Here is a 14,180-nt window from a genome sequence, read left to right as displayed (position 1 = left end):
TCGAGTGGTGGGCACCCGAAAGATGTGCGCCACTGGGGGATGACGCGTCAGGAGCACATGTGACCAGCACAGCGCAGGGACCGGCGGCCGGGGCGAGCCAGCCCGACCACCTCGGCCATGTCATCTTCATCACCGCGGCCGCCGCCATGGGCGGCTTCCTCTTCGGCTACGACAGCTCGGTCATCAACGGCGCCGTCGAGGCCATCCGCAGCCGCTACGACATCGGCTCCGCCACTCTTGCCCAGGTCATCGCCATCGCCCTGATCGGCTGTGCGATCGGCGCGGCCACGGCCGGAAGGATCGCCGACCGCATCGGCCGTATCCAGTGCATGCGGATCGCCTCCGGGCTCTTCACCGTCAGCGCGGTCGGCTCGGCCCTGCCGTTCGCGCTCTGGGACCTGGCCATGTGGCGCATCATCGGCGGCTTCGCCATCGGCATGGCCTCGGTGATCGGCCCGGCGTACATCGCGGAGGTCTCGCCGCCCGCGTACCGGGGGCGGCTCGGCTCCTTCCAGCAGGCGGCGATCGTCATCGGCATCGCCATCTCCCAGCTGGTCAACTACGGCATCCTGCAACTCGCCGACGGCGACCAGCGCGGCCGGATCGGCGGCCTCGAGGCCTGGCAGTGGATGCTCGGCGTGATGGTCGTCCCGGCCCTCCTGTACGGGCTGCTGTCCTTCGCGATCCCCGAGTCGCCGCGGTTTCTGATCTCCGTCGGCCGCACGGAACGGGCCCGCGGGATCCTCGCCGAGGTCGAGGGCAAGGGCGTCGACCTCGACGCCCGGGTGGCCGAGATCGAGGCCGCCATGCACCGTGAGCACAAGTCCACCTTCAAGGACCTGCTCGGCGCCCGTTTCGGCTTCCTGCCGATCGTCTGGGTCGGCATCGGCCTCTCGGTGTTCCAGCAACTCGTCGGCATCAACGTGGCGTTCTACTACTCGGCGACGCTCTGGCAGTCCGTCGGCATCGACCCGACCCAGTCCTTCTTCTACTCGTTCACCACGTCCATCATCAACATCATCGGCACCGTCATCGCGATGGTCCTGGTCGACCGGGTGGGCCGCAAACCGCTCGCCCTCGCGGGCTCCACCGGCATGGCCGTCGCCCTGGCCTTCGAGGCATGGGCCTTCTCCGCGAAGCTGGTCGACGGCAAACTGCCCAGCCCCCAGGGCGCGGTGGCGCTCGTCGCGGCCCATGTGTTCGTGCTCTTCTTCGCGCTGTCGTGGGGCGTCGTGGTCTGGGTCTTCCTCGGCGAGATGTTCCCCAACAGGATCCGCGCCGCCGCGCTCGGCGTCGCCGCCTCCGCCCAGTGGCTCGCCAACTGGGCGATCACCGCGAGCTTCCCGAGCCTGTCCGACTGGAACCTCTCGGCCACGTACGTCATCTACGCCTGCTTCGCCGCGCTCTCGATCCCCTTCGTGCTCACCTTCGTCAAGGAGACCAAGGGCAAGGCGCTGGAGGAGATGGGCTGAGCCGCGCCACGCGGACGCTCCTCAGTGCCCGAGCGCCGAACAGAACAGCCGCAGACTGCGCCACCCCTCCTCGACGGGCATCCCGCCGCACAGCGGGTGCAGCACCAGGCTGTCCAGCCGCCCGGCAGTGGCGGCGCACTCCTCGGGGGTGAGGACCCGGTAGACCCCCTCGGCCCGCAGCTGCGCCACCGTCGTCGCCGCCGAACGCACGGCGGAGCGGATGTCCTTGGACTGCCAGGAGGCGTACGTGCGCGCCTCGTGCAGGAAGTGCTCGCCGTACACGGCCCACGTCCGGTCCGGGTCCTCCGACACGTGCAGCAGCGGTGTCTCGGCGGACGGCATCATGCAGAAGCCGTCCGTCCCGAACGCCGCGCGCCGCTCCTGGTAGTACGCCTCCAGCTCCGGCAGATGCGCGCTCGGGAAGAACGGCAGCCCCAGCCGGGCCGCCCGCCGCGCCGCCGCCCGCGAACTGCCGCCCACCAGCAGCAGGGGGTGCGGCTGGGTGTACGGGCGCGGCGTGACCCGCACCGTCCGGCCCCGGTACGGGAACGGCTCACCGGTCCACGCCCGGAGCAGCGTCTCCAGCAGCTCGTCCTGGAGCCTGCCGCGCCTGCCCCACTCGACGCCCGCCCGCTCGTACTCCTCGGGCCGGTAGCCGATCCCCGCCACCGTCACCAGCCGCCCGGCGCTCAGCAGGTCCAGCACCGCGATGTCCTCGGCCAGCCGCAGCGGATCGTGCAGCGGGCCGATGACCGCCGAGACGGTGACCGCGATCCGGCGGGTGGCGCCGAACACCGCGCCCGCGAAGGCGAAGGGGGAGGGCAGCCAGGAGTTGGCGGTGCCGTGATGCTCCTCGGTCTGCACGGTGTCGATGCCGTGGGCGTCCGCGTACGCCGCCATCTCCAGCGCGGCGCGGTAGCGGGCCGAGAGCGGCTCCGGGGTGGCGTCGGGGTCGACGAGATTGAACCGGACCACTGTGAAGGCCATGAGAGGTGCTCCCCATCGTCGGCGGGCGCGGCGAGCGGGAGATTAACTGATGAGCCGTCAGAAGTGTAGAGGGGTGTCCCCGGTCCCTCCGCCGCCCGTCCGGGGGAGCCCGGCGGGGCGCGGCAGTACGGCGTACAGGCCGGCGGAGACCACGACCGCCGCCGCCCAGCCGAGCCCCTGGTGCCCGGCCCAGGTGGTGGCGAGCGGCCCGCTGAACCAGCGCACCCGGGTGAGCAGCAGTCCCGTGACCAGCCCCGCGGCCCAGGCGGCCACGGCCGGCACGGCGAAGCCGCGGGTGTACCAGTAGGCGCTGGACGGGGTGGTGTCCAGGAGCGCCACCGGGTCGTACGCCCGCCCCCGCAGCAGGTCGACGGCGAAGACCCCGATCCACGCGGAGAACGTCACGGCGAGCAGCGTCAGGAAGGAGACGAAGGAGTCCAGGAAACCGGCCGCCGTGAACATCAGCCAGGTGCCCAGGAGGAGACTGATCACGGCGTTCACGCCGACCGCCCGGGCGCGCGGGACGCGGAACCCCAGGGTCTGCGCGGTGAACCCGGCCGAGTACAGCGACATCGCGTTGATCAGCACCATTCCGGCCACGACGAACAGCAGATAGGGCACCGCGAGCCAGCCCGGCAGCAGCGGGCCGATGAACGCGACCGGATCACGGGCGGCGGCCAGACCCGGCTCGGCGACCGCCATCACCGCCCCCATCAGCACCATCGGCAGATAGACGAGCGCCGCGCCGCCCACGGTCGCCCCGGTCATCGCCCAGCCGGAGGAGGTACGCGGAAGATAGCGGGCGAAGTCCGGGCTCGACGGGGCCCAGCTGATCCCGCCCGCCGCCAGCGTGCCGACCCCGGCGACCACCATCGCCGCCGGACCGGCCGGCCGGGCCAGCACGGCGTGCCAGTCGGTGGCACCGGCCAGATGGATCAGCACGAGCACGCTGACTCCGCCGAACAGGTACGCCGACCAGGTGCAGCACACCCGCAGCGCCCCTATGCCCAGCCCCGACACCAGCCAGCTGCACCCCACGAAGACGAGCAGGACCACCAGGGTGGCGCGCCGGCCGCCCGGGACCCCGAGGAGCCGGTCCAGCACCGCCAGCGCCGCATAGGTGCCGGTGACCGCGTTCACCGTCTCCCAGCCCCAGCGGGCCACCCAGGTCAGTGCGCCGGGCAGCAGGTTGCCGCGCTGCCCGAAGACCGCCCGGGACAGCGCCATGCCGGGCGCCCCGCCCCGGCTGCCCGCGACCGAGACCAGGCCGACCAGGCCGAAGCCGAGGACCGAGGCCAGTGCCGCGACCGCCAGCACCTGCCAGATGTTCAGCCCGTTCAGGACGACGAGACCGGCGCTGATGGTGAGCAGGAGCACGGTCAGATTCGCGCCGACCCAGGTGGGGAAGAGGGTCCGGACCCGGCCGGTGCGTTCGCTGTCGGGGACGGGCTCCAGGCCGCGGGTCTCCACGAGCAGGATCGTACCTTTCCCCCCAAAGGGTGCATAACGATCAAGGTGATACACGGGTGATCCTTCGGGGCGGTCCCCGCGGCCGGACGTGACTGATACTGGGTGGGTTATGGAATTCGTCATCCTTGCTGTAGTCATCGCCCTGGTCGCGGTCGGCGTGATCAGCGGGCTCGTGGTCAGCGGCCGCAAGAAGAAGCAGCTGCCCCCGGCGCCGTCGAGCACGCCGACCATCACTCCTCCCGCCGAGCCCCGTGTCGGCGAGGAAGCCGAGACGCCGCGCGAGGAACCGCGCCGCACCGTCGAGGAGGTCGCCCCGCCCGAGGCCGGGGCCCCCGCCGAGGAGGCCCCCGAGGCCGTCGGGCCGGAGGCCCCCGCGGCCCCGGCCGTCGAGGTTCCCGAGCCCACCGCGGGCCGCCTGGTGCGGCTGCGCGCCCGGCTCGCCCGTTCCCAGAACTCCCTCGGCAAGGGGCTGCTCACGCTCCTGTCCCGGGACAACCTCGACGAGGACACCTGGGAGGAGATCGAGGACACCCTCCTCACCGCCGACGTCGGCGTCGCTCCCACCCAGGAGCTGGTGGAGCGGCTCCGCGAGCGCGTCCGGGTGCTCGGCACCCGTACCCCCGAAGGGCTGCGCGCGCTGCTGCGCGAGGAGCTCCTCACCCTGCTCGGCACCGACTTCGACCGCGCGGTCAAGACGGAGAGCGGCCTCGACACCCCGGGCGTCGTGATGGTCGTCGGCGTCAACGGCACCGGCAAGACCACCACCACCGGCAAGCTGGCCCGGGTGCTCGTCGCCGACGGCCGCAGCGTCGTGCTCGGCGCGGCCGACACCTTCCGCGCCGCCGCCGCCGACCAGCTCCAGACCTGGGGCGAGCGCGTCGGCGCCCGTACCGTGCGCGGCCCCGAGGGTGGTGACCCCGCCTCGATCGCCTTCGACGCGGTCAAGGAGGGCATCGCCGAGGGCGCCGACGTGGTGCTCATCGACACCGCCGGGCGGCTGCACACCAAGACCGGCCTCATGGACGAGCTCGGCAAGGTCAAGCGGGTCGTCGAGAAGCACGGGCCGCTGGACGAGATCCTCCTCGTCCTCGACGCCACGACCGGGCAGAACGGTCTGGTGCAGGCCCGGGTGTTCGCCGAGGTCGTGGACATCACCGGCATCGTGCTCACCAAGCTGGACGGCACCGCCAAGGGCGGCATCGTCGTCGCCGTCCAGCGCGAGCTGGGCGTACCGGTCAAGCTGGTCGGCCTCGGCGAGGGCCCGGACGACCTGGCCCCCTTCGAGCCGGAGGCGTTCGTCGACGCCCTGATCGGCGACTGACCCCGCTCCGCGACGGCAAGAGCCGCCACACGACGCCGAGAGCCCGACCGCACGGCAGCACCGCGGTCGGGCTCCCGGCATCACGGCGTGACCATGCTCCGCGGCATCAGCCGCAGAGCGGTGCCCGGTGACAGCTGTACGCCAGCGTGCCGAGCAGCAGGCGGGCCGGGGGCGGGGCGGCCGCCGTGTCCAGCACCGGGGGGCGGAGCCAGCGGACCGGACCCAGGCCGCCCCGGTCGGACGGTGGGGCGGTGATGTGGCAGCCGGGCCCCAGCGCCTTCAGGTCCAGCCCCGCGTCGTCCCAGCCCATCCGGTAGAGCAGCTGCGGGAGCTCGGCGGCGGCCCCGGGCGCCACGAAGAACTGCGCCCGCCCGGCCGGGGTCACCGCGACCGGGCCGAGCGGCAGCCCCATCCGCTCCATCCGCGCCAGGGCCCGGCGCCCGGCCGCCTCGGCGACATCGAGGACGTCGAACGTACGGCCCACCGGCAGCATCATCGCGGCGCCCGGCACCCGGGCCCACGCCTCCGTCACCGTGTCGAGCGTGGCGCCGGCGGGGACCTCGGGGGCGAGGGCCAGCGGATGCGCGCCGGGGGAGGGGCAGGCGGCCTCCCCGCACGAGCAGCGGCCCGCCGTGGCCCGCGCACCCGGCGCGACGGCCCAGCCCCACAGCCCGGTGTACTCGGCCAGTGCCGTGCACTCGGCGGCACGGCCGCGACGCCGTGTGCCGGTGCGGATCTCGCGGATGCCGCCGATCGTGAAGCCCATACCCCCTCCAACGGGTCCGACTCACCGGTGGTTACGACACGGCCGGCAGGTCATGACGCTCCGTCGTCGCCGCCGGTCCGGAGCACGCCGGTGGTGTCCGGGGGCGCGCGATTGCGTCCGCGTCCCGGCCCGCATCACTGCGCTCCCTGGTGATCGCGTGCGTCAAGTGAATCGCGCCCCGCGGGGGTGGCGTTCATTCGAAGGGGTGGCGAATGGTGGCGATTCCTTCGCGCCTCTCGCCCGAGGGGTGATCGTAGGATTACCGTCGGTACACGAATCATGGAAGTATGTGCGCCCACGGGTATGCCGGAGGCAACTCGATTCCCTGTTCGATGGCGCATTTTCTCCGTAGCGACGCCGACGGCTCAGGGCATTCTGATAATGGTTCGCGCGACAGGTATTCAGCGGGATGGGGGCGTTCCAGTGAGTGGCAGCGGCGCAGGCGTTTCGAATGCCGGAAAGCGCCCCAACGCGCAACTGAGTTCGTGGTTCGTGCGCAGCGGCTGGTCCAAGGGCGAGCTGGCCCGCCAGGTGAACCGCCGGGCGCGCCAGATGGGCGCCCACCACGTCAGCACCGACACCTCCCGGGTGCGGCGCTGGCTCGACGGCGAGCAGCCCCGCGAGCCGATTCCGCGCATTCTCTCCGAGCTGTTCTCGGAGCGTTTCGGTTCGGTCGTCGCCGTCGAGGACCTGGGTCTGCGCTCCGCGCACCAGTCGCCCTCGGTCGCCGGTGTCGACCTGCCCTGGGCGGGCCCGCAGACCGTCGCCCTGCTCAGTGAGTTCTCCCGCAGTGATCTGATGCTCGCCCGGCGCGGATTCCTGGGCTCCTCACTGGCCCTGGCCGCCGGGCCCGCGCTGATCGAGCCCATGCAGCGCTGGCTGGTGCCGGTCTCCGCCCCCGTTGCCGCCGAGCCGGAGCCCGCTGCCCCGTCCCACCGCCCGTCCCGGCTCTCCGGCCCCGAGCTCGATCTGCTGGAGTCCACCACCGCGATGTTCCGCCAGTGGGACGCGCAGTGCGGCGGCGGGCTGCGCCGCAAGGCCGTCGTCGGACAGCTCCACGAGGTCACCGACCTGCTCCAGGAGCAGCAGCCGGAGGCCACCGCCAAGCGGCTCTTCCGGTGCGCCGCGGAGCTGGCCGAGCTCGCGGGCTGGATGAGCTACGACGTGGGCCTCCAGCCCACCGCCCAGAAGTACTTCGTGCTCGCCCTCCACGCCTCCAAGGAGGCCGGTGACAAGCCGCTGGGTTCGTACATCCTCTCCAGCATGAGCCGCCAGATGATCCACCTCGGACGGCCCGACGACGCCCTCGAGCTGATCCACCTCGCGCAGTACGGCAGCCGGGACTGCGCCACCCCGCGCACCCAGGCCATGCTGTATGCGATGGAGGCCCGCGCCTACGCCAACATGGGCCAGCCCAGCAAGTGCCGACGGGCCGTCCGGATGGCCGAGGACACCTTCCTCGACGTCGGGCTCGACGGCGAGCCCGAGCCCGACTGGATCCGCTTCTTCTCGGAGGCCGAGCTCAACGGCGAGAACTCCCACTCCTACCGGGACCTCGCCTACGTGGCGGGCCGCAGCCCCACGTACGCCTCGCTCGCCGAACCCCTGATGGAGAAGGCCGTCCAGCTCTTCGGCGAGGACGACGAGCACCAGCGGTCGTACGCGCTCAACCTGATCGGCCTCGCCACCGTCCACCTCCTCAAGCGGGAGCCCGAGCAGTCCACCGTCCTGGCCGAGCAGGCCCTGAAGGTCGCCCGCAAGGTCCGCTCCGAGCGCGTCAACACCCGCCTCCGCAAGACCGTCGACACCGCCGCCCGGGACTTCGGGGACATCCCCGAGGTCGCCAGGCTCACCGACCTCCTCACCGAACAGCTGCCGGAGACCGCGGAAGCGGTCTGAACGGCACCCCGACCCCGGCCGCGCCGGCCACCCCGCACCGACCGACTTCGGCTCCCCCCATTGCCAGGTCAGCGGGTGGCCGACGCGGCCGGTCCGCGTCGCCGTACCCCTCAAGGCTCCCGTCAACCCGCGGTTCATGGCCGCGTAACACACCGGACCTCTTCGTCACCGCCGCGAAACACCGCGCGGCACCGGTGGAAACCGCGCTGGGCGAATCTCGTGCCCACAACCGGCCCGCACCCTTCCCCAGTGGTCCCGCACGTGGTGCTGCTCCCCACCGCCCGCACGCGGCCGCTTCGACGACGAGGAGACGCCGATGCCCCCAGGCATCACGACGCTTGCCGCGGACACCCCGACCCTGTCCGCCGCCAACACCGGGTTCATGCTGATCTGCTCCGCCCTGGTGATGCTCATGACCCCCGCCCTGGCCTTCTTCTACGGCGGCATGGTCCGGGTCAGGAGCACCCTCAACATGCTGATGATGAGCTTCATCGGCCTCGGGATCGTCACGGTCCTGTGGGTGCTCTACGGATTCGGCCTCGCCTTCGGCACCGACATCGGCTCCGTCGTCGGCTGGAGCTCCGACTACCTCGGGCTCAGCGGCATCGGCGTCACCCAGCTCTGGGACGGCTACACCATCCCGGTCTATGTCTTCGCCGTCTTCCAGCTGATGTTCGCCGTGCTCACCCCGGCCCTGATCAGCGGCGCCCTCGCCGACCGGGTGAAATTCACCTCCTGGGCCCTGTTCATCACGCTCTGGGTCACCGTCGTCTACTTCCCCGTCGCCCACTGGGTCTGGGGCGCGGGCGGCTGGCTGTACGAGATGGGCGTCATCGACTTCGCGGGCGGCACGGCCGTCCACATCAACGCCGGAGCCGCGGCGCTCGGCGTCATCCTGGTCATCGGCAGGCGCGTCGGCTTCGGGAAGGACCCGATGCGCCCGCACAGCCTGCCGCTCGTCATGCTCGGCGCCGGACTGCTCTGGTTCGGCTGGTTCGGCTTCAACGCCGGGTCCTGGCTCGGCAACGACGACGGCGTCGGCGCGGTGATGTTCGTCAACACCCAGGTCGCCACCGGCGCCGCGATGCTCGCCTGGCTCGGCTACGAGAAGCTGCGCCACGGCTCCTTCACCACCCTCGGCGCGGCATCGGGGGCGGTCGCCGGGCTCGTCGCGATCACCCCGTCCGGCGGCGCGGTCAGCCCGCTCGGCGCGATCGCGGTCGGTGCGGTCGCCGGGGTGCTCTGCGCCATGGCCGTCGGCCTGAAGTACCGGTTCGGCTACGACGACTCGCTGGACGTGGTCGGCGTCCACCTGGTCGGCGGCATCGCGGGCTCCCTGCTCGTCGGCCTCTTCGCCACCGGCGGCGTCCAGTCCGAGGCCAGGGGCCTCTTCTACGGAGGCGGCCTCGACCAGCTCGGCAAGCAGGCCGTCGGCGTCGCCGCCGTCCTCGCGTACTCCCTGGCCGTCTCCGCGGCCCTGGCCTTCCTGCTGGACCGGACGATCGGCATGCGGGTCGACGAGGACGACGAGGTCTCCGGCATCGACCGGGTCGAACACGCCGAGACCGCCTACGACTTCAGCGGAGCCGGAGGCGGCAGCGCCCCGCGCGCCACGGAACCGGCCCCCGCCACCACGGCAGCGGCGAAGACGAAGAAGGTGGACGCATGAAACTCATCACCGCGGTCGTGAAGCCCCACCGGCTCGACGAGATCAAGGAAGCCCTCCAGGCCTTCGGCGTCCAGGGCCTCACCGTCACCGAAGCGAGCGGATACGGCCGCCAGCGCGGCCACACCGAGGTCTACCGGGGCGCCGAGTACACCGTCGACCTCGTCCCCAAGATCCGTATCGAGGTCCTGGCCGAGGACGCGGACGCCGAGCAGCTCATCGACGTCGTCGTCCGGGCCGCCCGCACCGGCAAGATCGGCGACGGCAAGGTCTGGAGCGTGCCGGTCGACACCGCGGTCCGGGTACGGACGGGCGAACGCGGCCCGGACGCCCTCTGAACCGGAGCCCGGGTGCCACGGGGACCTCTCCGGGGCACCCCGTCGGCCGACCACCGGTCCCCGAGACGAAAGGCAGCCGGATGACGAGCACCGGTACGACCACCGGGCCCACCGGCCCGGAGCCCGGCGGGTATCCGGCGGCCCGGCTGCGCCTCCTGCGGGCGGCGGCGCCGACCGGGCCGCCGCGCCGCGCCGCCCTCGCCGCGCTCACCGACGACTGGCTCACCGCCCTGTTCACCGCCGCCACCGCACGGACCGGCGTCCACGGCGCCGCCCTCGTCGCCGTCGGCGGCTACGGGCGCGGCGAGCTCTCCCCGCGCAGCGACCTCGACCTGCTGCTCCTGCACGACGGCAGCGCCGCCCCCACCGTCGTCGCCGCCCTCGCCGACCGCCTCTGGTACCCGGTCTGGGACCTGGGCATCGCCCTAGACCACTGCGTACGCACCCCCGCCGAGGCCCGCCGGGCGGCCGGGGCCGACCTCAGGGTCCAGCTCGGGCTGCTCGACGCCCGGCCCCTCGCCGGGGACGCGGGACTCGTCGCCGCACTGCGCACCGCGGTCCTCGCCGACTGGCGCGACCAGGCCCCCCACCACCTGCCCGCCCTCGACGCGCTCTGCCGCGAACGGGCCGAACGCCACGGCGAACTGCGCTTCCTCCTCGAACCCGACCTCAAGGAGGCCCACGGCGGACTGCGGGACGCCACCGCGCTGCGCGCCGTCGCCGCCTCCTGGATCGCCGACGCCCCCCGCGAGGGCCTCGCCGACGCCCGCCGGGTCCTGCTCGACGCACGCGACGCCCTCCACCTCACCACCGGCCGCGCCACCGACCGGCTCGCCCTCCAGGAACAGGACCAGGTCGCCACCGCACTCGGCCTGCCCGACGCGGACACCCTGCTCCGCCGGGTCTACGGGGCCGCCCGCACCGTCTCGTACGCCGCCGACGTCACCTGGCGCGAGGTCGGGCGGGTGCTGCGCGCCCGGTCCGCGCGGCCCCGCCCGCGCTCCGTGCCCGGCGGCGGACGGACCTCCGGCACGCCCCGTACCCCGCTCGCCGACGGGGTCGTCGAGGCCGACGGCGAGGCGGTCCTCGCCCGCACCGCCCGCCCCGGGCACGACCCGGTGCTCTGGCTGCGCGCCGCCGCCGCGGCCGCCCGGTCCGGGCTCCCGCTCTCCCGCCACGCCGTACGCAGACTCGCCGTCGCCGGGCGTCCGCTGCCGGTGCCCTGGCCCGCCGAGGCCCGCGAACAGCTCGTCACCCTGCTCGGCGCGGGCGGGGCCACCGTCCGGGTCTGGGAGGCGCTGGAGACCGAAGGGCTGATCACCCGGTCCCTCCCGGCCTGGGAACACGTCCACTGCCGTCCCCAGCGCAACCCCGTCCACACCTGGACCGTCGACCGCCACCTGATCGAGACCGCCGTCCGCGCCTCGGCCCTCACCCGCCGCGTCCACCGCCCCGACCTTCTCCTGATCGCGGCCCTCCTCCACGACATCGGCAAGGGACGGCCCGGCGACCACGCGGCGACCGGTGCGGCCATCGCCCGGGAGACGGCCGCCCGGATCGGCTTCGGCCGGCCCGACGCGGACGTCGTCGCCGCTCTCGTCCGCCACCACCTGCTCCTCGTCGAGGCCGCCACCCGGCGCGACCTGGACGATCCGGCGACCGTCCGCCTCGTCGCCGACGCGGTGGGCGACGCCACCACCCTGGAGCTGCTGCACGCGCTCACCGAGGCCGACGCCCTCGCCACCGGGCCGGCCGCCTGGTCCGCCTGGCGCGCCGCGCTCGTCGCCGACCTGGTGCGCCGCGTCGCCGCCGTGCTCGCCGGGCGCGCCCCGCGGGAACCGGAACCGGCCGCGCCGGGCGCCGAGCAGGAACGCCTCGCCGTCGAGGCCCTGCGCACCGGCGGCCCGGTCCTCGCCCTGCGCACCCGTACCGAACACGGCGGGCCGCCCGGCGGTCCGGAGCCCGTCGGCGTCGAGCTCCGCATCGCGCTGCCCGAGCGGCCCGGGGCGCTGCCCGCGGCGGCGGGCGTCCTCGCGCTGCACTGCCTCACCGTGCGCTCCGCCGAACTGCGCGCCGTGGAACTCCCCGCAGACCTTTCCGCCGGCCTTCCCGCCGGGCCGGGCGGCTCCGCCGACGTGCTGCTGCTGAGCTGGCGGGTGGCGGCCGAGTACGGCTCGCTGCCGCGGACCGACCGGCTCCGCGCCGACCTGGTCCGCGCGCTGGACGGCACCCTGGACATCCCGGCCAGGCTCGCCGAACGCGAGGCCGCCGCACGGCGCCGCGGTGTCCGGGCCCCGTCGCCGAGGGCGACCGTCGCGCAGGCCGGCTCCCGGCGGGCGACGGTGATCGAGGTGCGCGCGCAGGACGCCCCGGGGCTGCTGCACCGGATCGTCAGGGCGCTGGAAGGCCGCGGGGTACGGGTGCGCAGCGCGCACGTGTCGACGCTGGGCGCCGACGCGGTCGACGCCTTCTACGTCACGGACCCGGACGGGAAGCCGTTGCCCGGGGAGCGGGCGCTCGCGGTGGCGGGCGCGGTGGAGGCCGCGCTGCGGGCCTGAGAGCGCCCGGAGCGGTCCGCGCCGGGATTTCCCGGGCAGGGGTCGTCGTTCCTGCCGGGCCGGATACCCTGGGGTACCGAATCCACTTTGCCCCCGACCCTGAGGACCGACGAGCGCCGTGTTCGATACTCTCTCCGACCGCCTTGCCGCGACTTTCAAGAACCTCAGGGGCAAGGGCCGCTTGTCCGAGGCGGACATCGACGCCACGGCTCGCGAGATCCGTATCGCCCTGCTCGAAGCGGACGTCGCGCTCCCGGTCGTCCGCGCCTTCATCGCCAACGTCAAGGAGCGGGCACGCGGTGCCGAGGTCTCCCAGGCGCTGAACCCCGCGCAGCAGGTCGTCAAGATCGTCAACGAGGAGCTCGTGGGCATCCTCGGCGGCGAGACCCGGCGGCTGCGGTTCGCCAAGAACCCGCCCACCGTGATCATGCTGGCCGGTCTCCAGGGTGCCGGTAAGACCACTCTCGCCGGAAAGCTCGGCCTCTGGCTGAAGGGCCAGGGCCACTCCCCGCTGCTCGTCGCCTGCGACCTCCAGCGCCCCAACGCCGTCAACCAGCTCAGCGTCGTCGCCGACCGTGCCGGTGTCGCGGTGTACGCCCCCGAGCCGGGCAACGGCGTCGGTGACCCGGTCCAGGTCGCCAAGGACTCCGTCGAGTACGCGCGCTCCAAGCAGTACGACGTGGTGGTCGTGGACACCGCCGGTCGCCTCGGTATCGACCAGGAGCTGATGCAGCAGGCCGCGGACATCCGCGACGCCGTCAGCCCGGACGAGATCCTCTTCGTCGTCGACGCGATGATCGGTCAGGACGCGGTCAACACCGCGGAGGCCTTCCGTGACGGTGTCGGCTTCGACGGCGTGGTGCTCTCCAAGCTCGACGGTGACGCCCGTGGTGGTGCGGCCCTGTCGATCGCCCATGTCACGGGCAAGCAGATCATGTTCGCGTCGAACGGTGAGAAGCTCGAGGACTTCGACGCCTTCCACCCCGACCGCATGGCGTCGCGCATCCTCGACATGGGTGACCTGCTCACCCTGATCGAGCAGGCGGAGAAGACCTTCAGCCAGGAAGAGGCCGCCAAGATGGCCTCCAAGCTGGCGTCCAGCAAGGGCAAGGACTTCACGCTCGACGACTTCCTGGCCCAGATGGAGCAGGTCAGGAAGATGGGCTCCATCTCCAAGCTGCTCGGAATGCTGCCCGGCATGGGGCAGATCAAGGACCAGATCAACAACATCGACGAGCGCGACGTGGACCGCACCGCCGCGATCATCAAGTCGATGACCCCGAAGGAGCGCGCCGAGCCGACGATCATCAACGGCTCGCGCCGGGCCCGTATCGCCAAGGGCTCCGGCGTCGACGTCAGCGCCGTGAAGAACCTGATCGAGCGGTTCCTCGACGCGCGCAAGATGATGTCGAAGATGGCCCAGGGCGGCGGCATGCCGGGGATGCCCGGGATGCCGGGCATGGGCGGCGGTCCCGGCCGGCAGAAGAAGCAGGTCAAGCAGGCCAAGGGCAAGCGCAAGAGCGGCAACCCGATGAAGCGCAAGGCCGAGGAGCAGGCCGCGGCGGCCCGCCGGGCGCAGGCGGCGCAGGGCGGCGAGCTCGGGCTGCCCGCGCAGGACGACAAGAACTTCGAGCTTCCGGACGAGTTCAAGAAGTTCATGGGCTGAACCGGACCGTTTCCGGCGGGCCGGTGACGTCCCGAGG

General features: G+C 72.9%; 10 protein-coding genes. 7 read left to right on the top strand and 3 right to left on the bottom strand.

Annotated features, from left to right (window positions below):
• The first annotated feature begins 59 nt into the window (after positions 1-59).
• On the top strand, positions 60-1,472 hold the full coding sequence (locus ACFCV8_RS11420; RefSeq protein WP_376685080.1) for a sugar porter family MFS transporter: 1,413 nt from the start codon (positions 60-62) through the stop codon (positions 1,470-1,472).
• Between the two features lie 21 nt (positions 1,473-1,493).
• Here the strand turns inward: ACFCV8_RS11420 and ACFCV8_RS11415 are convergent, their stop codons facing one another.
• Both ACFCV8_RS11415 and ACFCV8_RS11410 read right to left on the bottom strand, forming a co-directional pair.
• The gene (locus tag ACFCV8_RS11415; protein ID WP_376685079.1) at positions 1,494-2,459 is read right to left on the bottom strand and encodes an LLM class flavin-dependent oxidoreductase; all 966 of its coding nucleotides are present in this window, start codon (positions 2,457-2,459) and stop codon (positions 1,494-1,496) included.
• 57 nt (positions 2,460-2,516) lie between these two features.
• Positions 2,517-3,929: a purine-cytosine permease family protein gene (locus ACFCV8_RS11410; protein WP_376685078.1), complete on the bottom strand. Its 1,413-nt coding sequence runs from the start codon at positions 3,927-3,929 to the stop codon at positions 2,517-2,519.
• 109 nt (positions 3,930-4,038) lie between these two features.
• On the opposite strand from ACFCV8_RS11410, the gene ftsY reads away from it, so the two are divergent.
• A complete protein-coding gene (ftsY, locus tag ACFCV8_RS11405; protein ID WP_376685077.1) occupies positions 4,039-5,250 on the top strand; it encodes a signal recognition particle-docking protein FtsY in 1,212 nt (403 codons plus the stop codon).
• Between the two features lie 106 nt (positions 5,251-5,356).
• Here ftsY and ACFCV8_RS11400 read toward each other — a convergent pair whose 3' ends face one another.
• On the bottom strand, positions 5,357-6,016 hold the full coding sequence (locus ACFCV8_RS11400) for a bifunctional DNA primase/polymerase (RefSeq protein WP_376685076.1): 660 nt from the start codon (positions 6,014-6,016) through the stop codon (positions 5,357-5,359).
• A 423-nt stretch (positions 6,017-6,439) separates the two neighbouring features.
• Here ACFCV8_RS11400 and ACFCV8_RS11395 point away from each other — a divergent pair, with 423 nt between their 5' ends.
• The 5 genes from ACFCV8_RS11395 to ffh all read left to right on the top strand — a co-directional run bounded on the left by ACFCV8_RS11395 (position 6,440) and on the right by ffh (position 14,143).
• Positions 6,440-7,915, top strand: coding sequence for a hypothetical protein (locus ACFCV8_RS11395; RefSeq protein WP_376685075.1), 1,476 nt, complete (start codon positions 6,440-6,442; stop codon positions 7,913-7,915).
• 316 nt (positions 7,916-8,231) lie between these two features.
• Positions 8,232-9,584, top strand: a complete 1,353-nt coding sequence (locus ACFCV8_RS11390; RefSeq protein WP_376685074.1) for an ammonium transporter — start codon at positions 8,232-8,234, stop codon at positions 9,582-9,584.
• Complete coding sequence (locus ACFCV8_RS11385; RefSeq protein WP_376685073.1) at positions 9,581-9,919, top strand: P-II family nitrogen regulator; 339 nt, start codon at positions 9,581-9,583, stop codon at positions 9,917-9,919. Before ACFCV8_RS11390 ends, ACFCV8_RS11385 begins: the two co-directional genes overlap by 4 nt.
• 80 nt (positions 9,920-9,999) lie before the next feature.
• Entirely contained in the window at positions 10,000-12,477 is a 2,478-nt protein-coding gene (locus ACFCV8_RS11380) for a [protein-PII] uridylyltransferase (RefSeq protein WP_376685072.1), read from the top strand.
• Between the two features lie 118 nt (positions 12,478-12,595).
• A complete protein-coding gene (ffh, locus tag ACFCV8_RS11375) occupies positions 12,596-14,143 on the top strand; it encodes a signal recognition particle protein (RefSeq protein ID WP_376685071.1) in 1,548 nt (515 codons plus the stop codon).
• The last annotated feature ends 37 nt before the right edge of the window (positions 14,144-14,180 follow it).

The organism is Streptomyces sp. NPDC056347, from assembly GCF_042262625.1.
Taxonomy (GTDB): domain Bacteria; phylum Actinomycetota; class Actinomycetes; order Streptomycetales; family Streptomycetaceae; genus Streptomyces.
The sequence above is the reverse complement of the archived record's forward strand: the minus strand, read 5'-3'. Positions and strand labels throughout refer to the sequence as shown.

What these genes read in the sequence shown, in the direction of transcription:
- ACFCV8_RS11415 (WP_376685079.1), bottom strand. Translation starts at nt 2,459, where the DNA reads ATGGCCTTCACAGTGGTCCGGTTCAATCTCGTCGACCCCGACGCCACC.
- ftsY (WP_376685077.1), top strand. Translation starts at nt 4,039, where the DNA reads ATGGAATTCGTCATCCTTGCTGTAGTCATCGCCCTGGTCGCGGTCGGC.
- ACFCV8_RS11400 (WP_376685076.1), bottom strand. Translation starts at nt 6,016, where the DNA reads ATGGGCTTCACGATCGGCGGCATCCGCGAGATCCGCACCGGCACACGG.
- ACFCV8_RS11390 (WP_376685074.1), top strand. Translation starts at nt 8,232, where the DNA reads ATGCCCCCAGGCATCACGACGCTTGCCGCGGACACCCCGACCCTGTCC.
- ACFCV8_RS11385 (WP_376685073.1), top strand. Translation starts at nt 9,581, where the DNA reads ATGAAACTCATCACCGCGGTCGTGAAGCCCCACCGGCTCGACGAGATC.
- ACFCV8_RS11380 (WP_376685072.1), top strand. Translation starts at nt 10,000, where the DNA reads ATGACGAGCACCGGTACGACCACCGGGCCCACCGGCCCGGAGCCCGGC.